Source organism: Shinella sp. R2-11, assembly GCF_055330205.1.
In genome coordinates this window covers 513,052-536,565 of sequence record NZ_JBVAPC010000001.1, presented here as the reverse complement: position 1 = coordinate 536,565, position 23,514 = coordinate 513,052, and the positions used below count along the sequence as shown (strand labels likewise).

22 protein-coding genes are annotated in these 23,514 nt (G+C 66.6%); 8 read left to right on the top strand and 14 right to left on the bottom strand.

Annotation, left to right across the window (positions count from 1 at the left end; all coding sequences use genetic code 11):
* Positions 1 to 9: 9 nt before the first annotated feature.
* Both ACZ1A1_RS02580 and ACZ1A1_RS02575 read left to right on the top strand, forming a co-directional pair.
* Positions 10 to 831, top strand: a complete 822-nt coding sequence (locus ACZ1A1_RS02580; RefSeq protein WP_463618635.1) for an AraC family ligand binding domain-containing protein — start codon at positions 10 to 12, stop codon at positions 829 to 831.
* A gap of 235 nt (positions 832 to 1,066) precedes the next feature.
* Entirely contained in the window at positions 1,067 to 2,107 is a 1,041-nt protein-coding gene (locus ACZ1A1_RS02575) for a glutamine synthetase beta-grasp domain-containing protein (protein WP_313196760.1), read from the top strand.
* Positions 2,108 to 2,165: 58 nt separating this feature from the next.
* On the opposite strand, the gene ACZ1A1_RS02570 is transcribed toward ACZ1A1_RS02575, so the two are convergent.
* A complete protein-coding gene (locus tag ACZ1A1_RS02570) occupies positions 2,166 to 3,449 on the bottom strand; it encodes a cystathionine gamma-synthase family protein (protein ID WP_313196759.1) in 1,284 nt (427 codons plus the stop codon).
* Positions 3,450 to 3,570: 121 nt separating this feature from the next.
* Here ACZ1A1_RS02570 and ACZ1A1_RS02565 point away from each other — a divergent pair, with 121 nt between their 5' ends.
* Complete coding sequence (locus ACZ1A1_RS02565; RefSeq protein WP_415213600.1) at positions 3,571 to 4,038, top strand: Lrp/AsnC family transcriptional regulator; 468 nt, start codon at positions 3,571 to 3,573, stop codon at positions 4,036 to 4,038.
* A gap of 49 nt (positions 4,039 to 4,087) precedes the next feature.
* On the opposite strand, the gene ACZ1A1_RS02560 is transcribed toward ACZ1A1_RS02565, so the two are convergent.
* The 3 genes from ACZ1A1_RS02560 to ACZ1A1_RS02550 are packed head-to-tail and all read right to left on the bottom strand — an operon-like array spanning position 4,088 to position 8,258.
* Positions 4,088 to 5,017, bottom strand: a complete 930-nt coding sequence (locus ACZ1A1_RS02560; protein WP_463618634.1) for an electron transfer flavoprotein subunit alpha/FixB family protein — start codon at positions 5,015 to 5,017, stop codon at positions 4,088 to 4,090.
* A 27-nt stretch (positions 5,018 to 5,044) separates the two neighbouring features.
* Positions 5,045 to 5,794: an electron transfer flavoprotein subunit beta/FixA family protein gene (locus ACZ1A1_RS02555; RefSeq protein WP_463618633.1), complete on the bottom strand. Its 750-nt coding sequence runs from the start codon at positions 5,792 to 5,794 to the stop codon at positions 5,045 to 5,047.
* Between the two features lie 22 nt (positions 5,795 to 5,816).
* Complete coding sequence (locus tag ACZ1A1_RS02550) at positions 5,817 to 8,258, bottom strand: GcvT family protein (RefSeq protein ID WP_463618632.1); 2,442 nt, start codon at positions 8,256 to 8,258, stop codon at positions 5,817 to 5,819.
* Between the two features lie 94 nt (positions 8,259 to 8,352).
* Between ACZ1A1_RS02550 and ACZ1A1_RS02545 the strand changes: the two genes are divergently transcribed.
* Positions 8,353 to 9,276 (top strand): LysR substrate-binding domain-containing protein, encoded by a 924-nt coding sequence (locus tag ACZ1A1_RS02545; protein ID WP_463618631.1) that lies wholly within the window; start codon positions 8,353 to 8,355, stop codon positions 9,274 to 9,276.
* A gap of 3 nt (positions 9,277 to 9,279) precedes the next feature.
* Here ACZ1A1_RS02545 and ACZ1A1_RS02540 read toward each other — a convergent pair whose 3' ends face one another.
* The 7 genes from ACZ1A1_RS02540 to ACZ1A1_RS02510 form a co-directional block, all read right to left on the bottom strand.
* A complete protein-coding gene (locus ACZ1A1_RS02540; RefSeq protein ID WP_463618630.1) occupies positions 9,280 to 10,419 on the bottom strand; it encodes an aldo/keto reductase in 1,140 nt (379 codons plus the stop codon).
* Positions 10,420 to 10,443: 24 nt separating this feature from the next.
* Complete coding sequence (locus ACZ1A1_RS02535) at positions 10,444 to 11,178, bottom strand: aspartate/glutamate racemase family protein (protein WP_463618629.1); 735 nt, start codon at positions 11,176 to 11,178, stop codon at positions 10,444 to 10,446.
* A gap of 63 nt (positions 11,179 to 11,241) precedes the next feature.
* Positions 11,242 to 12,081, bottom strand: coding sequence for a substrate-binding periplasmic protein (locus tag ACZ1A1_RS02530; protein WP_463618627.1), 840 nt, complete (start codon positions 12,079 to 12,081; stop codon positions 11,242 to 11,244).
* A 23-nt stretch (positions 12,082 to 12,104) separates the two neighbouring features.
* A complete protein-coding gene (locus tag ACZ1A1_RS02525; RefSeq protein WP_313196750.1) occupies positions 12,105 to 12,767 on the bottom strand; it encodes an amino acid ABC transporter permease in 663 nt (220 codons plus the stop codon).
* Positions 12,767 to 13,411: an amino acid ABC transporter permease gene (locus ACZ1A1_RS02520; protein ID WP_463618626.1), complete on the bottom strand. Its 645-nt coding sequence runs from the start codon at positions 13,409 to 13,411 to the stop codon at positions 12,767 to 12,769. Before ACZ1A1_RS02520 ends, ACZ1A1_RS02525 begins: the two co-directional genes overlap by 1 nt.
* On the bottom strand, positions 13,408 to 14,169 hold the full coding sequence (locus tag ACZ1A1_RS02515; RefSeq protein WP_463618950.1) for an amino acid ABC transporter ATP-binding protein: 762 nt from the start codon (positions 14,167 to 14,169) through the stop codon (positions 13,408 to 13,410). Before ACZ1A1_RS02515 ends, ACZ1A1_RS02520 begins: the two co-directional genes overlap by 4 nt.
* 334 nt (positions 14,170 to 14,503) lie before the next feature.
* Entirely contained in the window at positions 14,504 to 15,079 is a 576-nt protein-coding gene (locus ACZ1A1_RS02510) for a hypothetical protein (RefSeq protein ID WP_463618625.1), read from the bottom strand.
* 171 nt (positions 15,080 to 15,250) lie between these two features.
* On the opposite strand from ACZ1A1_RS02510, the gene ACZ1A1_RS02505 reads away from it, so the two are divergent.
* On the top strand, positions 15,251 to 16,597 hold the full coding sequence (locus ACZ1A1_RS02505) for an amidase (protein WP_463618624.1): 1,347 nt from the start codon (positions 15,251 to 15,253) through the stop codon (positions 16,595 to 16,597).
* Positions 16,598 to 16,632: 35 nt separating this feature from the next.
* Here ACZ1A1_RS02505 and ACZ1A1_RS02500 read toward each other — a convergent pair whose 3' ends face one another.
* From ACZ1A1_RS02500 to ACZ1A1_RS02490, 3 genes are all read right to left on the bottom strand, one after another.
* A complete protein-coding gene (locus ACZ1A1_RS02500; protein WP_463618623.1) occupies positions 16,633 to 17,487 on the bottom strand; it encodes a LysR family transcriptional regulator in 855 nt (284 codons plus the stop codon).
* Between the two features lie 64 nt (positions 17,488 to 17,551).
* Positions 17,552 to 17,833 (bottom strand): chaperone modulator CbpM, encoded by a 282-nt coding sequence (locus ACZ1A1_RS02495; protein WP_463618622.1) that lies wholly within the window; start codon positions 17,831 to 17,833, stop codon positions 17,552 to 17,554.
* Between the two features lie 2 nt (positions 17,834 to 17,835).
* Positions 17,836 to 18,738: a DnaJ C-terminal domain-containing protein gene (locus tag ACZ1A1_RS02490; RefSeq protein WP_463618621.1), complete on the bottom strand. Its 903-nt coding sequence runs from the start codon at positions 18,736 to 18,738 to the stop codon at positions 17,836 to 17,838.
* 203 nt (positions 18,739 to 18,941) lie between these two features.
* Between ACZ1A1_RS02490 and ACZ1A1_RS02485 the strand changes: the two genes are divergently transcribed.
* From ACZ1A1_RS02485 to ACZ1A1_RS02475, 3 genes are all read left to right on the top strand, one after another.
* The gene (locus tag ACZ1A1_RS02485; protein ID WP_463618620.1) at positions 18,942 to 19,838 is read left to right on the top strand and encodes a bestrophin family protein; all 897 of its coding nucleotides are present in this window, start codon (positions 18,942 to 18,944) and stop codon (positions 19,836 to 19,838) included.
* A 183-nt stretch (positions 19,839 to 20,021) separates the two neighbouring features.
* Entirely contained in the window at positions 20,022 to 22,115 is a 2,094-nt protein-coding gene (locus ACZ1A1_RS02480) for an oxidoreductase (RefSeq protein ID WP_463618619.1), read from the top strand.
* A 303-nt stretch (positions 22,116 to 22,418) separates the two neighbouring features.
* Positions 22,419 to 23,441 (top strand): LLM class flavin-dependent oxidoreductase, encoded by a 1,023-nt coding sequence (locus ACZ1A1_RS02475; protein WP_463618618.1) that lies wholly within the window; start codon positions 22,419 to 22,421, stop codon positions 23,439 to 23,441.
* The last annotated feature ends 73 nt before the right edge of the window (positions 23,442 to 23,514 follow it).

Genomic DNA, 23,514 nt, shown 5'->3' with positions numbered 1-23,514 from the left:
AATGATCTCATGACAGTCGGTATCGGAATCCTGACAGGCGGCAAGCCGGACGGCATCGCGCATTTCCGCGACGTGCCCTTCCGCGATGCGCTTCCCCATCCGCTCTACTTCCGCTCGGCGCAGATGCCGGACAACGCGACCTATCCACGGCACAGCCATCCGTGGGGCGAGTTCGTCTATTCCTATAGCGGCATGATGGAGGTGAGCCTCAACGACGCGCATTACCTCGCCCCGCCGCAATATGCCGTGTGGCTGCCGCCGGATGTCGAGCATCGCGGCCTCAACCGGCACGCCGCCGTGCATTGCTCGCTCTATGTCGCGCCAGCCCTTTGCGCCGCCCTGCCGCGGGAAACCACGGCGCTGGAGGTCAGTCCCCTGCTGCGGGCGATGCTGGAGCACCTGCGCGAAGAGGGCGATGCGGACCATGGTTCCCCCGCGCATCTGCGCTTCCTGGAAGTGGTCGTCGACCTGGTGGCTGCCGCGCCGAAGGTCGGCACCTATCTGCCCTGGTCCACCGACCCGGTCCTCGAGCGGGTGCTCGCCCATCTCCAGAAGGACCCGGCCGACAACCGCTCGCTCGCCGAACATGCGCGGCTGGCCGGCACCGCCGAGCGGACGCTGATCCGCCGCTGCCTGCGCGACCTCGGCATGCCCTTCGCCGAATGGAAGCAGCGGCTGCGCGTCGTCAAGGCCATGCCGATGCTGGAGGCGGGCGAGACGGTGGAACGCATTTCGGCGGCGCTGGGCTACAGCAACGCCTCTTCCTTCATCGCCATGTTCAAGCGCATGACGGGCATGACGCCGGACGATTACCGGGCCTCGGCGCGCTGAAAGCGCCGCCTGCCTCAAAGCCCGTCACGAGCCGCCTGTTTTTTGTGCAATCCGCTTCTTCCATACGCGTCCTTTCGCCATCGCGGCTTCACACGGGCGGAAACAAGCGCTTTTTCCGGGCCTTCCGCCGCCGGATTCCAAACTGGCACGCTTCCTGCTTTCTTGTTCTCATTGGCTGCCGGGCCGATCCCAAGGCCCGGCGTCCCGGCAAACCAGCGTGACGTGAGAGAACGAAATGACCAAGTACAAGCTCGAATATATCTGGCTCGATGGCTACAAGCCCACGCCGAACCTGCGCGGCAAGACCCTCGTCAAGGCGTTCGACGCCTTCCCGACGCTGGAAGAGCTTCCGCTCTGGGGCTTCGACGGTTCCTCGACGATGCAGGCCGAAGGCAACAGCTCCGATTGCGTGCTCAAGCCCGTCGCCTCCTATCCCGATCCGGAGCGCAAGAACGGCGTGCTCGTCCTGTGCGAAGTCATGATGCCCGACGCAAGGACGCCGCATCCCTCCAACACCCGCGCCTCGATCCTCGACGACGAGGATGCCTGGTTCGGCTTCGAGCAGGAATATTTCTTCTACAAGAACGGCCGCCCGCTCGGCTTCCCGGATGCCGGCTTCCCCGCGCCGCAGGGCCCCTACTATACCGGCGTCGGCTACAGCAATGTCGGCGACATCGCCCGCAAGATCGTCGAGGAGCATCTCGACATCTGCCTTGCCGCCGGCATCAACCATGAAGGCATCAATGCCGAAGTCGCCAAGGGCCAGTGGGAATTCCAGGTCTTCGGCAAGGGCTCCCGCAAGGCCGCCGACGAGATCTGGCTCGCCCGCTACCTGCTCCAGCGCCTGACCGAGAAATACGGCATCGACGTCGAATACCACTGCAAGCCGCTCGGCGACACCGACTGGAACGGCTCGGGCATGCACGCCAACTTCTCCACGAAATATATGCGCGAGATCGGCGGCAAGGCCTATTTCGAGGACCTGATGGCCGCCTTCGCCGAGGCGCGCGCCGACCACATCGCCGTCTACGGCCCGGACAACCACATGCGCCTGACCGGCAAGCACGAGACGGCCTCGATCCACCAGTTCAGCTACGGCGTTGCCGACCGCGGCGCCTCGATCCGCGTGCCGCACAGCTTCGTCAACAACGGCTATCGCGGCTACCTCGAAGACCGCCGCCCGAACTCGCAGGGCGACCCCTACCAGATCGCCTCGCAGATCCTGAAGACGATCTCCACCGTCCCGGCGGACGTGGAAAGCCGCGAAGCGGCCTGATCCTCCCGGCTTGCGCTTCCCGTGGCCGCCCCGTCTTCGGACGTGGCGGCCTTTTTTATCAGGCCTGATCCAGGGCCAGGGTCAGGTCGGCGATCAGATCGTCGGGATGCTCGATGCCGATGGACAGGCGAATGGTCGATTCGAGCACGCCGATGCGCTCGCGCACGTCGGCGGGAATGCCCGAATGGGTCATCGTCGCGGGATGGGAGGCCAGCGATTCCGTTCCGCCGAGGCTGACGGCGAGCTTGAAGATCTTCAGCGCGTTGAGGAAGCGGAACGAGGCCGGCTGGCCGCCCTTGATGTCAAAGGAGAAGGTCGAGCCCGCGCCGCTGCACTGGGCGGCGAAGACGCGGGCCGTCGCCGAGCCCGGATCGCTGAAGGGCAGGTAATGGATGCCCTCAACCTTCGGATGGCCGCGCAGGAACTCCGCGACGGCCGCCGCATTGCCGTTCGCCCGCTCCATGCGGATCTGCAGCGTTTCCAGCGAGCGGCCGAGCATCCAGCAGGAATGCGGGTCGAGTTGCGTGCCGATGGCCCCGCGCAGTGCCTTGACCGGCTTCATGACCGCCTTCCCCCCGAGCGCCGCGCCGGCGATGAGGTCGGAATGACCGCCGACATATTTCGTCAGCGAATAGAGCGAGATATCCGCGCCATGCTCGATGGGCCGCTGGTAGACGGGCCCGAGCAGCGTGTTGTCGCAGGCGACGACGGGCCGGTGACCCTGCCGCTCGCCGATCGTCTCGGCAATGCGCCGGATCATCGGGATGTCGACGAGGCTGTTGGTGGGGTTGGCCGGCGTCTCGACGAGGATAACGGAGACACGGCCCTTCTGCATGGCCGCCTCGGCGGCGGCCGTCACCGACGCCTCGCTGACGCCATCAGCAAAACCCACCGCCGTAACGCCGAGATCGCGGAAGGTCCGGCCGAGCAGCGTCTCGCTGCCGCCGTAGAGCGGCTGCGAATGCAGCACCGCATCGCCCGGCCGCACGAAGGCGAGCAGCGTCGTGGCGATGGCCGACATACCCGAGGAGAACAGCGCGCAGCTTTCCGTGCGCTCGTAGACGGCAAGGCGGTCCTCGACGATCTCGCTGTTGGGATGGTTGAAGCGGGAATAGACGAGGCCGGCGCCCCTGCCCTCCGGCGGCTCCTTGCGGCCGGAAACGTAGTCGAAGAAGTCGCGGCCGTCCTCGGCCGTGCGGAAGACGAAGGTGGAGGTCAGGAAGACCGGCGGCTTGACCGCGCCCTCGGAGAGCTCGGGATCATAGCCGTAGTTCAGCATCTGCGTCTCGGGATGCAGGGCGTGGTTGCCGATATGGGTTCGGGGCGGATGCGGCGCGGTCATGGAGCTCTCCCTTGGCGGTGAAGGTCTTGACGGCAAATTATATCAAATCCCGTGGCGCATTCTTGCTATTTCCGGCGCCTTGCTGTTTCTGAAAGCAACATCCTGCGGAGATTTTGGGAATATGTCGCAGAAAATTGCCGACGGCATCGACCGCCGCATCCTCAGGGAACTGGCGGCCGACGCCCGCATCGCCAACAACGAGCTGGCCGAGCGGGTCGGCCTTTCCGCCTCGGCCTGCCTGCGCCGGCTGCGGCGGCTGGAGGAGACCGGCATCATCCGCGGCTATGCCGCCATCGTCGATCCGGCGGTCGAGGGCTGGACGATGACCGCCATCGCCTCGATCCGCCTCAGCCGCCAGCACGAGGACGAGATCCGCATGTTCGAGGAGGCGGTGAAGGGCTGGGACGAAGTGATCGAGTGCCAGCTCGTCACCGGCGCGCGCGACTACGTGCTGACCGTCATGAGCGCCGGCCTCGACCATTACGAGCGCTTCATCAAGGACAAGATCGCCAAGTTGAAATGCGTCGACACCATCGAGACCAGTTTCGTGATGAACACGATCAAGGCACGGCGGTTCCAGGGCGGCTGACAGCAGGCAACAGATTTAAAAAGGGGCGCCTCGGAGCGCCCCTTGTCTTTTACGTCGCCTTTTCGAGCTCCGGGAGGATTTCGAAGAGATCGCCGACGAGGCCGTAGTCTGCGACCTGGAAGATCGGCGCCTCCTCGTCCTTGTTGATGGCGACGATGACCTTCGAGTCCTTCATCCCGGCAAGGTGCTGGATGGCGCCCGAGATGCCGCAGGCGATGTAGAGCTGCGGCGCGACCACCTTGCCCGTCTGCCCCACCTGCCAGTCGTTCGGCGCATAGCCCGCATCGACGGCTGCGCGGGACGCACCCACGGCCGCACCGAGCTTGTCGGCGACCGGAAGGATGACCTCCTGGAACTTCTCCGACGAGCCGAGTGCACGGCCGCCCGAGATGATGATCTTCGCGGACGTCAGCTCCGGACGGTCGGACGAGGACAGCGCGTCCTTGACATGCGTCGAGAGGCCCGGGTTCGCTGCGGCCGGGATGGTCTCGATGGCGGCATTGCCGCCCTCGCCAGCTGCGGCGAAGGACGCCGTGCGCACGGTGATCACCTTCTTCGCATCGGTCGACTGCACCGTCTGGATGGCATTGCCCGCATAGATCGGACGTTTGAACGTGTCGGCCGAGACGACCTCTACGATCTCCGACACCTGCGCGACGTCGAGAAGGGCCGCAACACGCGGCAGCACGTTCTTGCCGACCGAGGTCGCGGCCGAGACGATGGCGTCGTAGTTGCCGGCAAGCGACACGATGAGCGCTGCCAGCGGCTCCGCGAGGTTGTTGGCAAGGCTTGCGTCGTCGGCGACGAGCACCTTCGTCACGCCCGAGAGCTTTGCCGCCTGTTCGGCCGCGGCCTTGGCACCCGAGCCGGCGACGAGCACATGCACGTCCGAGCCGATCTTGCTTGCCGCCGTCAGCGCCTTGGCGGTCTGGTCGGAAAGGTGAGCGTTGTCGTGGTCTGCCAGAAGAAGAATGGCCATTATCGTAATCTCCTCAAATCTCGCCGATCAAAGCACGCCGGCTTCGGTCTTGAGCTTCTCGACCAGCTCGGCGACGCTCTTGACCTTGACGCCCGCCTTGCGGCCCGACGGCTCCTCGGTCTTCAGCACCTTCAGGCGCGGGCTCGTGTCGACGCCGAAATCGGCAGGCGTCTTCTTGTCGAGCGGCTTCTTCTTCGCCTTCATGATGTTCGGCAGCGAAGCGTAGCGCGGCTCGTTGAGGCGAAGGTCCGTCGTGACCACCGCCGGAAGCTTCACCTCGATCGTCTGGAGACCGCCGTCGACCTCGCGGGTGACCTGGGCAGAACCATTGCCGATCTCCACCTTGGAGGCGAACGTCGCCTGCGCCCAGCCGAGCAGCGCCGACAGCATCTGGCCGGTCTGGTTCGAATCGTCGTCGATCGCCTGCTTGCCGACGATGATCAGACCCGGCTGTTCGGCTTCCGTGACGCCCTTGAGGATCTTGGCGACGGCCAGCGGCTCGACGGCGTCGTCCGTCTCGACCAGCACGGCCCGGTCAGCGCCCATGGCGAGCGCCGTGCGCAGCGTCTCCTCGGCCTTCGCGGGACCGATCGATACCACCACAACTTCCTCCGCCTTGCCGGCTTCCTTCAGCCGCAGCGCCTCTTCCACCGAAATCTCGTCGAACGGGTTCATCGACATCTTCACATTCGCAAGCTCGACGCCCGAGCCGTCCGACTTCACACGGATCTTTACGTTATAGTCGACGACACGCTTGACTGGGACCAGGATCTTCATGGTGCAATTCCTCCTCGGTTCGTTACATGCGGCCGCGCAGGGCTTCCGGATCGTAGGGCGATTCCGCGATCACGCGGGCCTTGCGCCGCTCGCCGAGGATCGGCACTTCCAGCTCCGTGCCCGGCGTGCCGAGCTCGACCGGCAGCAGCGCGAAGGCGATGTCGTGGCCGACCGTATAGGCGTAGCTGCCTGACGTGATGCGCCCGACGATCCTGCCCTCGTGATAGACACCCTCGTGGATCAGCGAGCTTGCATCCTCCGTGTCGATGGCGATGGTCACCGAGCGCTGCTTCACGCCTTCCTGCTGCTGGCGCAGCAGCGCCGCCTTGCCGATGAAATCGCCCTTGTCGAGCCGGATGAAGCGGTCGAGGCTGCTTTCCCAGGCCGTCAGCTCCGGGTTCATGTCGCGATACATGGCGCGATAGGACTTTTCGAGGCGCAGCGATTCCAGCGCGTGATAGCCGACGAGGCGCAGGCCGTGCGGCTCGCCCGCCGCAAGGATCGCCTGCAACAGCTGCCGCTGGTAGGGCAGCGGATGGTAGAGTTCCCAGCCGAGTTCGCCCTCGTAATTGACGCGCAGCATGCGCACGTCGGTGGCAAGGCCGACCGTGCCGGACTTCACGCCGAACCACGGGAAGGCCTCATTGGAAAGGTCCATCTCGGTGAGGCCCTGCAGCACCTCGCGGGCCTTGGGGCCGACGACGGTGAAGCAGCCGCGCTCGTTGGTGACGTTGCGAAGCTGCACGCTGCCATCCTTCGGCAAGAGCTTCGACAGGTCGTCGAAATTCCAGCGCTCGGCACGCGGCGTCGAGATCAGGTAGAAGCTGCCGTCTTCCAGACGCGCCACCACATATTCGGCCTGCACGCCACCGGTCTTCGTCAGGTGATGGCTGAGATTGACGCGGCCGGCCTTCGGCAGGCGGTTGGCGAGAATGCCGTCGAGCCAAGCCTCCGCACCGGGGCCGGAGACCTCGAACTTGGTCATCGGCGTCATCTCGACGAGGCCGACGGCATTGCGCACCGCCTTCACCTCCTCGGCGACGTAATGACCCTTCTGCGTCCAGCGCCAGCTATACTGGTCCTTCGCCTCAACGCCTTCCGGCGCGAACCAGTTCGGCACTTCCCAGCCGTTGAGGACGCCCCAGACGGCGCCGCGTCGCGACAGGATATCGTAGGACGGGGCGGTCTTCTGTGGGCGGGCGGCTGGCATGTCCTGACCGGGGAAATGCAGCTCGGCATGGGTGCCCCAGCTTTCGCGCACCTTCTGGCGCGTCCATTCCTTGTTGGCGTAGTCCCCGAAGCGGCGCGGGTCGAGCTCGGACGTATCGAGGCTGTTGGCGCCCTCGACGATGCGCTCGGAGAGATAGTAGCCGATGGCGCCGCCCCACAGAATGCCGCCGGGCACGCCCTCGGCGATCCAGACATTCTCCAGTCCCCAGGCGGGGCCGACCAACGGCAATTCGTCAGCGGTCATCTGGAAGGGACCGCGGACATTCGCCTTGATGCCGACACGCCCGAGCGCCGGAACCATTTCCATCGCCGCTTCCCAGTTCCACGCCACCGCGTCGAAATCCTCTTCCACGAGGTCGGCGCCGAACCATTCCGGCACGCCGTTCTCGGCGAAGAGCTTCAGGTGCTCAGTCTTCTCGTAGGGGCCGAACATCAGCCCATCGCCCTCCTCGCGCAGATAGCCTTCGAAGCCCTCGTCGCGCAGGATCGGCATTTCCGGCAGGCCCTGGCGCTTGCGCTCGATGATCTCGGGAACGGCGTCGGTGATCCAGTACTGGTGCAGGATCGGGATGGCCGGGATTTCGAGGCCGAGCATCGCGCCGGTCTGGCGGGCATAGTTGCCGGTCGCCGAGATGATGTGCTCGCAGATGATCTCGCCATTGTTGGTGATGATCTTCCATTCGCCGCCGGCAAGACGCTCGAAGCCCTTCACCTCGGTGTTGAGATAGACCTTCGCGCCGCGGTCGCGGGCGCCCTTGGCCATGGCCTGCGTGACGTCGGCGGGTGCGATATGGCCGTCGTCGGGATGGTAGAGGGCGGCCAGCATGTCCTTGTTGTTCTCGAGCAGCGGCCAGAGTTCGCGCGCCTCCTTCGGCGTCACCAGTTCAGCGCGGATGCCCTGCACGGCGGCGACGCTCATGTAGCTCTTGTATTCGTCGAGGCGGTCGCGCGTGTTGGCGATACGGAGCTGCCCGCATTTGTGCCAGCCGACATGCTGGCCGGTCTCGGCCTCGAGGCCCTCGTAGATCTCGATGGTCTTGGCGATCATGCGGCCGATATTGATGCTGCGGGCATAGGAGGGGATGAGGCCGGCGGCGTGCCAGGTGGAGCCGGCGGTGAGCTGCGTGCGCTCCAGAAGCGCGACATCGCTCCAGCCGCGCTTGGTGAGACCGTAGAGAATGGCGGCGCCGACGCAACCGCCGCCGATGACGACGGCGCGAGCATGAGTTTGCATGGAATGGTTCCCTCGAATTGGTTTTCACCAACCTACAAACGGCCTTTGAGGCTGTAATCTTGCTAAAAATTGTCGAGGGGCATAACCTCAGATTATGCATAGACTCCGCTCCCTCGTTCCCTCCGCCAATTACCTCTTCTGCTTCGAGGCCGCCGCCCGCAGGCGCAGCTTCACCGCGGCCGCGCAGGAGCTGAATGTCAGCCAGCCGGCCGTCAGCAAGACGATCCGCCTGCTGGAGGAAGCGACGGGGCTAAAACTCTTCCGCCGCGAGCACACGCGGCTGGAGCTGACGGCGGAGGGCCAGCGGCTCTACAAGGAGACGCAGGAGGCCTTCGACCATCTCCATATGGTCATCTCCTCGCTGCAGAAGAAGCATTCCAACGATGTGGTACGCGTCTCCTTCTCCGCCTCCTTCGTGCAGCTCTGGCTGCTGCCGCGGCTGAAGGACTTCAAGGCCAAGCACCCGGACATATCGCTGCGCATCGAGGAAAGCAGCCGCGACGACCAGGACATGGTGGAGGAGGACATCGACCTTTCCGCCCGCCTCGGAAACGGCAAGTGGCCGGGTATCCATTCCTGGCATTTCGTGACGGAGGAGGTGCTGCCGGTGTGCAGCCCGGATTACCTTCGCGAGCACGGGCCGATCCGCGCGCCCGCCGATCTCCTGCGGCACACGCTGCTGAATTTCGAGGAGCGGCACCGCACCCGCCTCGGCTGGCGCGAATGGCTGGAGCGGCACGCGGTTCCCGTCGCGCGGCTGAAGCAGGATTTCGTCTTCACCGACGCGCTCGGCTCCATCGAGGCGGCCGTGCTCGGCCAGGGCATCGCGCTCGGCTGGAAGCATCTGGTGCACGACCATATCGAGGCGGGGCGGCTGGTCTACCCGCTGAGGGAATCCTACCGCTCGGGGCACGCCATCCATATCGTCATGCCCGCCCAGCGCCCGCCGAAGCGGGGTGCGGAGCTCTTCCGCGACTGGCTGGTCGAGCAGGACGCCGACGCGGACGTGCCGGTCTGAATATCAGGCCTTGCGGTCCTTCGGCTGGCCGAACACGTAATCCGTCACCTTCGGCAGGAAGGTCCCGGAACGATAGGTTTGTGGCTTCTCGCCGACCGCGCTGCCGGTGTTGAGGATGCCGGCCTGGTAGTCGTCGGCGAAGAGGCTGTAGGGATAGGGCGCGTCCACGGCGCTCGCCGCGTCGAGCGCGGCGCGCTGGCCGGCGGTCAGGTCGAAATCGAGCGCGGCGAGATTGTCGTCGAGCTGTTCGAGTCGGCTGGCGCCAACGATGGCCGCGGCGACGCCCGGGCGGTTCACCACCCAGTTGAGCGCCACCTGCGCCATGCTGCGACCCGCTTCCGCGGCTACCGCCTCAAGGGCCTCGACGATACGGCGATTGCGCTCGGTGAAGAGGCCAAGGCCGCTGCCCGAGGCATCCAGCGCAAGGCGCCCCTCCGTCGAGCCGGAGCGATACTTGCCGGAGAGCAGGCCCATGGCGAGCGGGCTCCAGGCGGTGATGCCGAGGCCGAGCGTTTCGGCGAGCGGCACGAATTCGTGCTCAATGCTGCGCTCGACCAGCGAATAGGGAAGCTGCAGGCTGATCGGCTGGGAGAGCGCATGCGCCTCCGCCCAGGTCTGCGCCCGCGCCGCATACCAGCCGGGCACGTCGGAGAGGCCCGCGTGGCGGATCTTGCCGGCGCGCACGAGATCGTCGAGCGTGCGCATCACCTCCTCCACCGGGGTCATGCGGTCCCAGGTGTGCAGCAGGTAGAGATCGATATAGTCCGTCTTCAGCCGCTTCAGCGAGGCATCCACGGCACGCATGATGTTCTTGCGCCCGTTGCCGCCTGCATTCGGATTGCCGGGCGCGGCATTGTTCGAGAACTTGGTGGCGATGACGACATGGTCGCGCAGGCCCGCCTCGGCGACGAAGCGGCCGACGAGGCTCTCGCTCATGCCGCCCGCATAGGAATCGGCCGTGTCGATGAAATTGCCGCCGGCCTCGACATAGCGGTCGAAGATGGCGCGGGCGCCCGCCTCGTCGCTGCCCCAGGCGCCGCCGATGCCGCGGATGCCCGCATTGCCGAAGGTCATGGTGCCGAGGGCAAGACGGCTCACCCGCAGGCCGGAGCGGCCGAGAAGGAAATAATGATCGAGCGCCATGCCGGTCCCCTCCTGTGCCTGTGGCTACATGCTGCCCGCATAGGGGCGGCGCGCCACGCTCTGCTGCACATAATCGATCATGGTGATGAAGTCGAAGACCGGCCGGCCGGTCGCCGCCTGCACCGCATGGGCATAGGGCGGCAGGTCGCTGCATTCGAGCAGGATCGACCGCACGTCGGGATTCTCCTCGACGAGGCGGCGGGCGACCGCCGTCACCTCGCGTTCGATGGCCGCCGAATCCAGCGTGCCGCGCTCCTCGAGGATCGCCTCGCGGAATTCCGTCTCACCCTCCATGCCGGCGATGGCGAGCGGCACGTGGTCGCCGACATTGCAGGCGGAGAAATGCCGGCGCGTGAGGCGCGAGGCATTGGCGGTGATGACGCCGACGCGCCCGCCGCTGAGCGCATGCATGAAGGGGATCTGCATCAGGCTGGAGAGGAAGACGGGAATGTCGACCGCCGCCGCCACCTCCTCCTGGAAATAGGCCATGAAGCCGCAGGCGCCGGTGATCGCCTTGACGCCGCGGTTCTGCAGCTCGACCGCCGCCTCGATGAAGACTTCCCCGAGGGCCGGGTCACGCTGGTTCAGCAGCCGGTCGATCGACGCGCCGCGCACCTCCTGGAACCGCACCGGATAGCGATAGGTGGTCGCATTGCCGACATTGCCGGGCACGCAGGGATAGGCCGCGTCGAGAATGAGGATGCCGATCTGCTCGCCGTACCACGACTGCGTCCGGCGCGTGACCGTGTAGACAGTCATCGTTGGTGTCTCCGATAGGGATTTCAGGTAAGGCGGGGGAGCATGGCTCCCCCGCTTGATCGCCTATTCGACGAGGCGCGGCGCGCCTGTATCGGCGGCGGTGCCGTCGAGGCCGTAGGACTTGAGGATGGTAACGATCGTGCCGTCCGCATGCATGTCGGTGATCGCGGCATCCAGCGCGACGCCGAATTCCTTGGCGTTCAGCGCATAGGGGAAGGCCGCCTGCGCGGCTTCCTTGGTCGCCTTCACGCGGTCGTCGGGCGCGGCGACATTGACCTTGACGTCACCCAGCGCGCCCTTCTGCGCCGCGACGACGCCGGTCGAATAGCCGTCGACCGCCACCTCAATGCGGCCGGAGGACAGGTCCTGCTGCATGTTGACCGAGTTCGGGTAGAGCTTCAGCGAGCCGCCCAGCATGGCCTTGAGGTCGGCGACCCAGAGATAGCCCTGTACCGTGCCGACCTGCTTGCCTTCGAGGTCGGAGACGTCCTTGAAGCCTTCCTTGGAATAGATGCCCATCTGGTCGGTATAGAGCGGGGCGGAAAGGCTCATGACCTTCGCGCGCTCGGCCGTGCGGTACCAGTCGCCGGTGGTGATGTCGGCCTGGCCGGAGAGCACGTACTGGATGGCGGCGGCCGGATCGACCGCGATGGCCTTGACCTTCAGGCATTCGCGCTTGGCGAATTCGGCGGCGATATCGCCGTCGATGCCCTTCATGGTGCCGCTGTCATCGACGAAGGAGTGGGGAACGAATGTGGTGACGGCAACCGTCAGCGTGCCCGCCTCGATGGTGGAGAACTGGTGCTTCGGCGTGCAATCCTCAGCAGAAGCGATCCCGGCCGAAAGGGCCAGGCCGGCGATGCCGGCAAGAAGGAACTGCGTGGTGTTCGTGATTTTCGGCATGCAGGTGTCCTTTCGGGTTGGTTTCAACGTTGCGCGTAGAGGCCGGCGCGTTTCTCGACGTGATTGACGAGGAGCGCGGCGGGAATGGAAATGGCGGCGTAGAGCACCCCGGCGGCAAGCAGCGCGGGGAAATAGCGGAAGGTGGTCGAGCCGATCTCGTAGGCCCGGCTCACCAGCTCCGGCAAAGCGATGGTGAAGCAGAGCGAGGTGCCCTGGAAGATGAGGATCGAGAAGCCGAGCAGCGCCGGCAGCGCGACCCGCAGGCCCTGCGGCAGCAGCACGTAGCGCAGCTCGTCGAACCGGTTGAGGCCGAGCGCCTCGGCCGCCTCCCGCTGGCCATGGGCGACCGATTGCAGGCTGGCGCGGATGATCTCGCTGGTATAGGCGCCGGTGTTCCAGGCAAGCGCGATCACCGCGGCCGAGAAGGAGCCGAGCGTCAGCCCGGTCGTCGGCAGGCCGAAATAGATGAACTGCAGCAGCACCAGCGCCGGCGCGCCTCGTCCGACCTCGACGAGGAAGAGGCTGAGTCCTTTCAGGAAACGGCTCTTCGCCAGCACCCCGAGCGCCAGAACGAGGCCGAAGGGAATGCCGATCGCAAGGCTCAGCGCCGTCACCTGGAGGCTGATGGAAAGGCCGCCCAGAAGGTCCGGCAGCCAGGCGGCGATTTCGTCTTGGGTCGGAAACATCAGCGTGCCACCTTTGCCCGGAGATAGCCGTCGGCGACGCGCGAGAGCCAGGCGATGGGCAGGCTCAGCAGCACGTAGAACAGGCCGACCAGCGCGAAGACCTCCAGCCCCCGGAAGGTGAGCTGCGAGAGCTGGTTGCCCTGATAGGCAAGCTCGGCCACGCCGATGGTCGAGGCGACCGCGGTCTCCTTCATGAGGCCGATGAGGTAGCTTGCCGCGGAGGGCAGCGCGACGCGGAAGGCCTGCGGCGCGACGATGTCGCGGAAGGTCGACCAGCGGCCGAGATCGAGCGCGGCGGAGGCCTCCCACTGGCCGTGATGGATGGAGGCGACCGCACCGCGGTAGATTTCCGCCATGTTCGCGGCCGCGATCAGCCCGAGGCCCATCAGCGCGGCGTTGAAGGGATTGATCGGCATGACGCTCATGCCGAGGCCGAAGAAGATGATGAAGAGCCAGAGGATCGGCGGGATGGCGCGCACGATCTGGATGACGGTCATGGCGAGGAGGCGGACCGGCCAGAGCCGGCTCTGCCGCGCGGCGAGCAGGGGCACGCCGAGCACGGCGCCGATGAGGAACGCCCCGCCGGTGAGCGCGACGGTCCAGACGAGACCCCGCAGGAGCGGCAGGAAATCCGCCGCGTTCATCGGTCGTGCACCGCGCGCAGGAAGCGCTTCGTGCGCTCCTCCCGCGGATTGCGCATGACGTCCTTGGACGGCCCCTTCTCGATGATGTTGCCGTCGGCCATGATCATGACCGTGTCGGAGACGTTCTCGGCAAAGCCCATCTCGTGGGTGACGACGATCATCGTCATGCCGCTCTCGGCAAGCTCCCGCATGACGGCGAGCACTTCGAGGCCGAGCTCCGGGTCGAGCGCCGATGTCGGCTCGTCGAAGAGCATGATCTCCGGGTCGAGCGCGAGCGCGCGGGCAATCGCGATGCGCTGCTGCTGGCCGCCGGAACACCGCACGGGAAACTGCCCCGCCTTGTCCGCAAGGCCGACGCGCTTCAGAAGCTGCATGGAGCGCTCGTCGGCCTCCGCCCGGCTGCGGCCGAGCGTTCGCTCCTGCGCGAGGCTGACATTGCGCAGCACCGACATGTGCGGGAAGAGGTTGAAGGACTGGAACACCATGCCGACGCGGCGGCGCAGGCCCGACAGTTCCAGCCGCCCCACCGGCCGCGCGGCGTCGATCGTCATGGAGCCGATGGAGATGGTGCCGCCGTCCGGCGGCTCGAGATAGTTGATGCAGCGCAGCAGCGTGCTCTTGCCCGAACCGCTCGGCCCGATGATGGCGAGCACCTCGCCGGACCGCACCTCCAGATCGATGCCGTCGAGAACCGTATGGCTACCGTAATGCTTGCTGAGGGATTTGAGGCGGATGAGCACGTTGTCGGAGGCTGGCATCATGTCGGATTGCGCCCCGCCCGGCCCGCGACATGGCCGATCTTCGCCCCGACGATAAAGGATGGCTTCAAGCAGACCATCATGTCCCCCATGATACGGCCGTCCACGCGCCACCCTTGCAGGCTGGTCGCTCCCGAACCGCTCTCTCGTGCAAGTGGCCGCCGGATTATCCGTTTCGGCCGTGTTCCCTTGTTATTTCAACGGATGTTAACACTCTGACACGCGCTGAGCAGGGCGAAAAAATTGCACACCCGCCAAACCTGAAGTTATGCCTATAAACGCAGGGAATGGTGCCGGCAGGGAACGCCGGCGTCGGCACCGCGCATGGCAGGCCTCAGTTGATCGAGACGAAATTGCCGCCCTTGTCGAACCAGCAATTGAAGACGGCCGTGCCCTTGCCGTCGGGATAATTGCCCTGCACGACATAGCCCCGGCCGCTCATGAAGGGCCGGTTGGTCGTGATGCGCGCTGGCCGGATGCGGAACTGCGCGGAGGCCTCGCCGCGGCAATAGGCCGGCATCATGCCGAGCGCGACGCCATCGGAGCGGCGGCGCGGACGGCCTTCCCCGGAGCCGCCGCCGTCCTCGTCCTGCATCTGCGCGGCGCGGTCGCCCCTGACGCGGCACACGCCGTTCGCCCCGCCCGGCCCCGTATAGGAGACATCGGGGCTGCCGTCGCGGTTGACGGAAACGGAGACGGTCAACCGGCCGAAGCGGGCTTCGTAGTAATTGTTGTTGAAGCGCTTCAGCCGGGCCTTCCGGCCGTTGACGAAGATGGGGCCGCCCTCGTCGGCATGCACGCTCACCCGCCCGGGGCAGGAGGCATTGAAGGCAGGAACCTTCGCCTCGGCGGCAGAGGAGAGCAACGCCCCCACAAGCACGAGAGCGGCAGTGAAAATCGGCTTGCGCATGGAGAACTCCCTCCGGGTTTCGCCCGATACTTTGCCCCCTTGCAGGCCGATTGCAAGAGGCGGCGGGAACAGCACGGGGCGCACGGCTCTTTCGCCGCGAAGAAGGGCTGCGCGCCGCGCGAAATCCACTATTTTGATCCGGTCTGATTCGGCCATGGCGGGAGAAAAGCAATGCGCGCAACACTGAACGACCTTGCGAGGGATCTTGCGGCGGGCAAGGTCACGGCCGCGCAGCTCATCGAGGAGTCGCTGGCGCGCATCGCGGAGCCGGCGGGCGAAGGCGCCCGCGCCTTCGTGAAGGTCCATGCGGAAAAGGCCCGCATCGCGGCGAAGGCCACCGACGAACTGCGCAAGGCCGGCCTCGCCCCCTCGCGCTTCGCCGGCATTCCGATCGCCGTGAAGGATCTGTTCGACCTTGCCGGCGAGCCGACCCCGGCAGGTTCCACGGTGCTCGCCGATGCCGCGCCCGCGACGAGCGACGCGCCTGCCATCGCCCGCCTCAAGGCGGCCGGCTTCATCGTCGTCGGCCGCAACAACATGACCGAATTCGCCTTTTCCGGCGTCGGCATCAACCCGCATTACGGCACGCCGGCCAACCCTTACGACCGGGCGACCGGCCGCATTCCGGGCGGTTCCTCCTCCGGCGCCGCCGTCAGCGTGGCGGACGGCATGGCGGCGGCCGCCATCGGCTCGGATACCGGCGGTTCCTGCCGCATCCCCGCCGCGCTCTGCGGCATCGTCGGCTACAAGCCGACGGCCGGCGCCGTGCCGCTTGCCGGCGCGCTTCCGCTCTCCTTCACGCTCGATTCCATCGGCCCGCTGGCAAACAGCGTCGACTGCTGCGCCAGCCTCCACGAGATCCTGAGTGGCACCTCGCTTGATCAGGAAGGCCAGCGCGGCGTCGCGGGCCTGCGCATCGCCGTGCCGCAATCCGTCGTCTTCGACGGCATCGAGCCGCACGTAGCCAGGACTTTCGAGGCGGCCCTCAAGCGCCTTGCCGATGCCGGTGCGGTGGTAAGCGAGATCGCACTGAAGGAATTCGAGATGGTCGGCCGGATCAACGCCAGGGGCGGCTTTCCGGCCCCGGAAGCGCTCGCCTGGCACCGCGACCTCCTTGAGGAACACGGCGAGGCCTACGACCAGCGCGTGCGCGCCCGCATCCTGCGCGCCCGCGAACAGACGGCGGCGGACTATATCGACATGCTGCACCTGCGCCGCGCCTATATCGAGGCGACGAACCGCGCGATCTCGGCCTATGACGTCCTCGCCATGCCGACCGTGCCGATGGTCGCCCCGGCCATCGGCGCGCTGGAAGCCGACAACGATCTCTTCGTGAGGACCAACCTCACGCTGCTGCGCAACCCGGCGCTGATCAACATGCTGGACGGCTGCGCCATCTCGCTGCCGGCCCATGCCGAGGGGGAAGCCCCCGTCGGCCTCATGCTCGCCGCCGCCGGCGGCAGGGACGCGGCGCTCCTTGCCAATGCGCGGGCGGTGGAGGCGGCATTGCGGCGCTAGAGAGTTTTCGCGATTCGGAGAAAAGCGGAAACGCTCTAGAGTCGCGGCCCATCCCCCTGATACGCGATCTGCTTGAGGCCGCGCAGCGCATCCTCCACGTCCCGCCGCCCCGCCGCCGCTTCCGGATAGACGGCATAGGCGGGATAGGTGAATTCGGGCGCGCCCTCGACGCGTTCGAGCTCGCCGGACGCAAGATGGCGCGCCACCGTTCCCTTGCGGAAATAGCCCATGCCGCCGGCACGCAGGATGTAATGAAGGGCGAGCGGCCCGAAGCCCACCTGCAGCGCCGGCTCGGCAAAGCCGGCAAGCCCGTAGCCGCCCTGCCCGGAGAACTGCGATCCCCAGTCGACATGCACATAGTCCGGCTCGCCGTCCTCGCCGGCCTTGCGCACGAGGATGAGTTGCTCCTCCTCGATCAGCTCCACCTTGAAGCCCGGCATCAGCTTGGGCGCATAGAGCACGGCGATGTCGAGCACGCCTGTACGCAACTGTTCCAGAAGCTGGTCGGGAATGCCGACCGCCGCGTGAATGGCGATCTCGGGGCAATTCCCCTTCATCCAGACCAGCCAGTCGAGCAAGAGTGGATTCCACAGGCTGACCTCGCCGCCGACCGCGACGACGGACGTGCGGCCCGGCGGCACCGTGAGCTGCTGGCGCGCCCGCTCCCACACCTGCACGAAGGATTGCGCGAAGCGCTCGAATTCCCGCCCCGCCGCCGTCAGCGCCGCGCCGTTGCGGGTGCGGACGAAGAGCTTGCGGCCGAGCGCCTCCTCCAGCGTGCGGATGCGCGCGCTCACCGTGGTCTGGGTGATGTGCAGCCGCTCCGAGGCCTTGAGGAAACTGCCCGTATGGACGATCTCAAGAAAGGTGCGCGCCCGGTCGATATCCATGGAAAGCCCCGCTCGATGCAATTTTCTTGCATCTATAGCGCATTCGACGCGGCGGGGCTTGCCCCTAATCCTTCGGCCGCTGCATTTCCCGCCGCAGCTCGGCAAGCGCCCGGCGCATGCCGTGAAGCTGGTCCATCAGGTGCAGGATGACGTCGATGCCGGCCTCGTTCGCCCCGATGCCCGATTGCAGCTCGCCGATCAGCCGTGCCCGGGCGACGTCGATCTCCGAGAAGCTCAGGCCCGACGGCGTCCTTTCCGGCAGAAGCCATTCCTGCTCGATCCACAGTTCCAGCACCCTCACCTTCAGGCCGGAGGTCTTGAGGAACTCGTCCTTGCTCATCGCCATGATCAGGCCTCCTCACGCGGATTGAACGCCTGCCCCTTCGCCCAGCCGGCCACGAAGGCCTCGAGCTCGGCATCGGACGGGCTCGGCAGCACCACCTTCAGCCTGACGAACTGGTCGCCGAAGCCGCCGCCGCGCTTCGGCGCGCCCTTGCCCTTCAGCCGCAGCGTCGTGCCGGTATTGGAGCCCTTCGGCACGGCCATGGTGACGGCGCCGGTCGCCGTCGGAACGCGCACGCGCCCGCCGAGCACCGCCTCGCTCAGGGAAACGGGCAGCTCGATGGTAATGTCGTCGCCCTCGCGGAAAAAGCGCGGATCGGCCAGCACCTCCACCTCGATCAGCGCATCGCCCGGCCCGCCCGTGCCGAAACCCGGCGCGCCCTTGCCCTTCAGCCGGATCGTCTGGCCGCTGACGAGGCCCGGCGGGATCTTCACGTCCAGCGTGCCGCCGTCCGGCAGGGTGATGCGTCTCGTCGCCCCGGCGATGGAATCGGCAAAACCGATCTCCAGATGGTAGTGCCGATCCTCGCCGCGACGGTTCGCCCGCGCCTTCTGGCCGCGGCGCAGGAGATCGGCGAAGATGTCGTCGCCATCCATGAAGTCGGCAAAGCCCGAGGCATCCGCATAGGGATGGTCCGCCTGCCCGCCGGCATAGTTGCGGTAATAGTCCTGGCGCGGCGGGCGCTCGGCGCCGGACGCGTCGATCTCGCCGGCATCGAAGCGCTTGCGCTTGTCGGCATCGCCGAGAAGGTCGTAGGCGGCGGCGACCTCCTTGAACTTCTCCTCCGCCGCATTGTCGCCCGGATTGAGGTCCGGGTGCAGCTTCTTGGCGAGCTTGCGATAGGCACTCTGTATCTCGGCCGCCGTCGCCGTCGACGGCACGCCGAGAACCTCGTAGGGATTTCTCACATCGGGCTCCGGAATGGATTGAACTTGCTCCCTATATTGGGTTGCAATACGCGCTCGGCAACGCATCGGGGCCGCCCCTTTCGCCTTTTTCTGAACACCACGCCGCAACCGCCGCCCGAAGGCTTGCCACCCGCCGGGCGAGGTGAAAGAAAAGGCTGGCGAACCGGGTCGGTCCGCATCGCACCGCCGCAGCAGAGAAGCCCATGATCCTGCGTTCGAAGCCGAGCTTCAAAGACATTCTCTTCACCATCAACGGCTCGATCCTGCCGCGGATCGCCTGGCATCTCGTTGCCGTCGCGGTGCTGAGCATCGTCGCCGTCTTCGCCGCCCAGCACCATCCCGGCATCTTCGTCAAGATCAGCGCCATACCTTTCACGCTGACGGGCATCGCGCTCTCCGTCTTCATGAGCTTCCGCAACAATGCCTGCTATGCCCGCTGGTGGGAGGGCCGCATGCTCTGGGGCGACCTGATCATCGCCGCCCGTTCCTTCGCCCGGCAGACCGCGCTTCTGGGCGAGGACGACCGGCGTTTCCTGCTCACCCATGTCTGCGCCTTCGCCGCCGGCCTTGCCGCGCGGCTGCGCAGCGAGGACGAAGCCGCCGCGATCGCCCGCTGGTCCGACACGGCCCCGCGCGAAAACAGCCCCAACCCGACGAACGAGGTGCTCGACCGCATCGGCCGGCACTGCATCATGCTGATGCAGACGCACCGCATCGACGCGATCCACTATTCGGTGCTGGAGACCCAGCTTGCGGCGCTCGCCCGGGTGCAGGGCGGCTGCGAGCGCATCGCGATGACGCCGGTGCCCTTCGCCTATTCGCTGCTGCTGCACCGCACGGCGCTGATCTTCTGCATCACCCTGCCCTTCGCGCTGGCCGGCTCGCTGGACTGGTGGACGCTGCTGCCCGTGCTGCTCGTCGCCTATACCTTCTTCGGCCTCGAAGCGCTCGGCCACCAGCTCGAGGACCCGTTCGGCCTCGAGCCGAACGCCCTGCCGCTCGGCGCCATGCTGCGCACGGTGGAGCGCGACATGCTTTCACTGCTCGGCGAAACGGACCTGCCCGAGCCGGTCGAGCCGCGGGATCATGTGCTGAACTGAGCCGGAAAAGCGAATATTGCCAATAGCTTAATCCGGGGAGGCGGCGCCTGCTGCAACGGCGCTGCCCGATCGCGCATCTGTATTATACATCCGTATAACAATTCTCTTGCCTGTCCCGGCATTCCCGATATGGTGGCTTCATCCGCGTGGCGCGCGGAGCAAATCTCTTCAGGATGGCATGACATGTCGCGAGACCCCCGCTTCGATATTCTCTTCGAACCCGTCAGGATCGGCCCGGTCACGGCGCGCAACCGCTTCTACCAGGTGCCGCACTGTTCCGGCATGGGCTACCGCTATCCCAATGCGGAAGCCGAGTTGCGCGGCATGAAGGCGGAAGGTGGCTGGGCGGTCGTCTCCACGCAGGAGGCGGAGATCCACCCGACCTCCGACCTGACGCCGGCCAACGAGGCGCGGCTGTGGGACGAGAGCGACCTGCCGGCGCTTGCCGCCGTCACCGACAGCATCCATGCCCATGGCAGCCTCGCCGCCATCCAGCTCGTGCACAATGGCCTGCATGTCGCCAACCGCTTCAGCCGGATGATCCCGCTCGCCCCTTCCCATGTCATCAGCGACTGTCTCGATCCCGTTCAGGCGCGCGCCATGGACAGGACAGACATCGCCGACATGCGCCGCTGGTACCGCAACGCGGCGCTGCGCGCGAAAAAGGCCGGCTTCGACATCGTCTATCTCTATGCCGGCCACGACATGAGCGTGCTGCAGCACTTCCTGTCGCGCCGCCACAACGACCGCACGGACGAATATGGCGGCTCCTTCGAGAACCGGCTCCGGCTCTTCCGCGAGATCATCGACGACACGCGCGAGGCCGTCGGCGACAGCTGCGCGCTCGCCATCCGCCTTGCCGTCGACGAGCTGCTCGGGCCCTCCGGCATCACCTGCGAGGGCGAGGGCAAGGATATCGTCACGGCGCTCGCCGAGCTTCCCGACCTCTGGGACGTCAACCTCTCCGGCTGGTCGAACGACAGCCAGACGGCGCGCTTCTCCGAGGAAGGTTTCCAGGAGCCCTATATCCGCTTCGTCAAGTCAGTCACGACGAAGCCGGTGGTCGGCGTCGGCCGCTACACCTCGCCGGACAGCATGGTGCGGGCGATCCGCCAGGGCATCCTCGATTTCATCGGCGCCGCCCGTCCCTCCATCGCCGATCCCTACCTGCCCAGGAAGATCGAGGAGGGCCGCATCGACGATATCCGCGAATGCATCGGTTGCAACATCTGCACCTCCGGCGACAATACCAACGTGCCGATGCGCTGCACGCAGAACCCGACCATCGGCGAGGAATGGCGCAAGGGCTGGCACCCGGAGATCATCCCCGCGGCGGCAACGCCGGAGCCCGCCCTCGTCATCGGCGGCGGGCCGGCGGGGCTGGAGGCGGCGCGGGCGCTCGCCCAGCGCGGCGTCGATGTGCTGCTGGCCGAAGGCGGCGGCGAATGGGGCGGCCGGGTGGCGCGCGAATGCCGCCTGCCGGGCCTTGCCACCTGGGGCCGCGTGCGCGACTGGCGCGTCGGCCAGCTCAGCGTCCGCCCCAATGCCGAACTCTACCTGCACAGCCCGCTTTCCGCCGAGGACGTGCTGCAATACGGCATCCCCCATGTCGCCATCGCCACCGGCGCGCGCTGGCGCACCGACGGCGCGGGCCGCACCCATCGCCGGCCGCTCGCCTTCCTTGCGGAAGGCGCCGTCGTCTCGCCCGACGCCATCCTCTCGGCGGGCGCTGAGGCCGTGTCCGCCGATGGCCCCGTGGTGGTCTTCGACGACGACTGTTTCTACATGGCCAGCGTGCTGGCGGAACTGCTCGCCAGGGCCGGCCGCGCGGTGACGTTCGTCACGCCCGAATCCCAGGTCTCCCCCTGGAGCCAGCACACGCTGGAACAGGGCCGGGTGCAGAAGCGCCTCATCGAGATGGGCGTCAATATCGTCACGGCAAAGGCGCTCGCCGGCCGCACGAAGGACCAGCTGGACCTTGCCTGCATCTACAGCGACCGGGTCGAGACCGTCGACTGCGCGACGCTCGTGCCCGTCACCGCCCGCCTGCCGGACGAGACGCTCTGGCTGGAGCTGAAGGCCCGCGAGGCCGAATGGGCCGATGCCGGCATCCGCAGCGTCACCCGTCTCGGCGACTGCCTCGCCCCCGGCCTCATCGCCGCCGCCGTCTATTCCGGCCACCAATATGCCCGCACCTACCAGACGGAGCCCGACCGCGATGCGGTCCCGTTCCGGCGCGAAGACATTGCACGGCTCTACGAACGCCACGCGTCGTAGGGCGTTCGGCGAAATCCGCGGGTGTGCTGCTTCGACGTCGCCGCTCTTCCATTCTCCCCTCGGGGAGAAGGGGTTGAGGCAACGGCTTCCCTTCAGATGCCATAGCCCTGCTCCGGAAGGGGCCGCCGTACGCGAACACGAAGACGCGGCGCACCGCCCCCCACGCCGGCACCGTGTTGCCATTGCGGTCGCAAAGCGTGAACGCACCGTTCTCTCCGTCGCTCTTTTCAACCGCGGCACGATCACCCATCTTGCGGGACAACGTTCCCTCCCAACGGACGCTTCGCGTCGAGGCAGATATCCATGAAGAAAATCGGTTTCCTTTCCTTCGGCCACTGGACGCCCTCATCCCAGTCCGAAACCCGCTCGGCCGGCGATACGCTGCTGCAGTCGATCGACCTTGCCGTGGCGGCCGAGGAGCTCGGGGCGGACGGCGCCTATTTCCGGGTGCATCATTTCGCACGCCAGCTCGCCTCGCCCTTCCCGCTGCTCGCCGCCGTCGGCGCACGCACGAAGAAGATCGAGATCGGTACGGCCGTCATCGACATGCGCTATGAGAACCCACTCTACATGGCCGAGGACGCCGGCGCGGCCGATCTCATCTCGCAGGGCCGCCTGCAACTCGGCATCAGCCGCGGCTCGCCCGAACAGGTCATCGACGGCTGGCGCTACTTCGGCTACGAGCCGCAGGAGGGCATGAGCGACGCCGACATGGGCCGCCGGCATGCGGAAGTCTTCCTCGACGTCCTCAAGGGCGAAGGCTTTGCCCAGCCGAACCCGCGGCCGATGTTTCCCAACCCGCCCGGGCTGCTGCGCCTCGAGCCGCATTCCGAAGGGCTGCGCGAGCGCATCTGGTGGGGCGCCGGCTCCAACGCCACCGCCGCCTGGGCCGCCAAGCTCGGCATGAACCTGCAAAGCTCCACGCTGAAGGACGACGAGACGGGCGAACCCTTCCACGTCCAGCAGGCCGCGCAGATCCGCGCCTATCGCGAGGCCTGGAAGGAAGCCGGCCATGCGCGCAGCCCGCGCGTTTCGGTCAGCCGCAGCATCTTTGCCCTCGTCGATGACCGGGACCGTGCCTATTTCGGCCGCGGCGGCAAGGAGCAGGATTCCATCGGCTTCATCGACGACAAGACACGGGCGATCTTCGGCCGCTCCTATGCCGACGAGCCGGACCGGCTGATCGAGCAGCTTGCCGCCGACGAGGCGATCAGCGAGGCCGACACGCTGCTCCTCACCGTGCCGAACCAGCTCGGCGTCGAATACAACGCGCATGTCATCGAGGCCATCCTGAAGCACGTCGCCCCGGCCCTCGGCTGGCGCTAGGCCGCACAAACAAAAAGGCATCGCCCCCTCGAAAAGGGGCGATGCCTCGGCAACTCAGCGCTCGAAGCGCTTG

What these genes read in the sequence shown, in the direction of transcription:
- ACZ1A1_RS02580 (WP_463618635.1), top strand. Translation starts at nt 10, where the DNA reads ATGACAGTCGGTATCGGAATCCTGACAGGCGGCAAGCCGGACGGCATC.
- ACZ1A1_RS02575 (WP_313196760.1), top strand. Translation starts at nt 1,067, where the DNA reads ATGACCAAGTACAAGCTCGAATATATCTGGCTCGATGGCTACAAGCCC.
- ACZ1A1_RS02570 (WP_313196759.1), bottom strand. Translation starts at nt 3,449, where the DNA reads ATGACCGCGCCGCATCCGCCCCGAACCCATATCGGCAACCACGCCCTG.
- ACZ1A1_RS02565 (WP_415213600.1), top strand. Translation starts at nt 3,571, where the DNA reads ATGTCGCAGAAAATTGCCGACGGCATCGACCGCCGCATCCTCAGGGAA.
- ACZ1A1_RS02560 (WP_463618634.1), bottom strand. Translation starts at nt 5,017, where the DNA reads ATGGCCATTCTTCTTCTGGCAGACCACGACAACGCTCACCTTTCCGAC.
- ACZ1A1_RS02555 (WP_463618633.1), bottom strand. Translation starts at nt 5,794, where the DNA reads ATGAAGATCCTGGTCCCAGTCAAGCGTGTCGTCGACTATAACGTAAAG.
- ACZ1A1_RS02550 (WP_463618632.1), bottom strand. Translation starts at nt 8,258, where the DNA reads ATGCAAACTCATGCTCGCGCCGTCGTCATCGGCGGCGGTTGCGTCGGC.
- ACZ1A1_RS02545 (WP_463618631.1), top strand. Translation starts at nt 8,353, where the DNA reads ATGCATAGACTCCGCTCCCTCGTTCCCTCCGCCAATTACCTCTTCTGC.
- ACZ1A1_RS02540 (WP_463618630.1), bottom strand. Translation starts at nt 10,419, where the DNA reads ATGGCGCTCGATCATTATTTCCTTCTCGGCCGCTCCGGCCTGCGGGTG.
- ACZ1A1_RS02535 (WP_463618629.1), bottom strand. Translation starts at nt 11,178, where the DNA reads ATGACTGTCTACACGGTCACGCGCCGGACGCAGTCGTGGTACGGCGAG.
- ACZ1A1_RS02530 (WP_463618627.1), bottom strand. Translation starts at nt 12,081, where the DNA reads ATGCCGAAAATCACGAACACCACGCAGTTCCTTCTTGCCGGCATCGCC.
- ACZ1A1_RS02525 (WP_313196750.1), bottom strand. Translation starts at nt 12,767, where the DNA reads ATGTTTCCGACCCAAGACGAAATCGCCGCCTGGCTGCCGGACCTTCTG.
- ACZ1A1_RS02520 (WP_463618626.1), bottom strand. Translation starts at nt 13,411, where the DNA reads ATGAACGCGGCGGATTTCCTGCCGCTCCTGCGGGGTCTCGTCTGGACC.
- ACZ1A1_RS02515 (WP_463618950.1), bottom strand. Translation starts at nt 14,169, where the DNA reads ATGCCAGCCTCCGACAACGTGCTCATCCGCCTCAAATCCCTCAGCAAG.
- ACZ1A1_RS02510 (WP_463618625.1), bottom strand. Translation starts at nt 15,079, where the DNA reads ATGCGCAAGCCGATTTTCACTGCCGCTCTCGTGCTTGTGGGGGCGTTG.
- ACZ1A1_RS02505 (WP_463618624.1), top strand. Translation starts at nt 15,251, where the DNA reads ATGCGCGCAACACTGAACGACCTTGCGAGGGATCTTGCGGCGGGCAAG.
- ACZ1A1_RS02500 (WP_463618623.1), bottom strand. Translation starts at nt 17,487, where the DNA reads ATGGATATCGACCGGGCGCGCACCTTTCTTGAGATCGTCCATACGGGC.
- ACZ1A1_RS02495 (WP_463618622.1), bottom strand. Translation starts at nt 17,833, where the DNA reads ATGGCGATGAGCAAGGACGAGTTCCTCAAGACCTCCGGCCTGAAGGTG.
- ACZ1A1_RS02485 (WP_463618620.1), top strand. Translation starts at nt 18,942, where the DNA reads ATGATCCTGCGTTCGAAGCCGAGCTTCAAAGACATTCTCTTCACCATC.
- ACZ1A1_RS02480 (WP_463618619.1), top strand. Translation starts at nt 20,022, where the DNA reads ATGTCGCGAGACCCCCGCTTCGATATTCTCTTCGAACCCGTCAGGATC.
- ACZ1A1_RS02475 (WP_463618618.1), top strand. Translation starts at nt 22,419, where the DNA reads ATGAAGAAAATCGGTTTCCTTTCCTTCGGCCACTGGACGCCCTCATCC.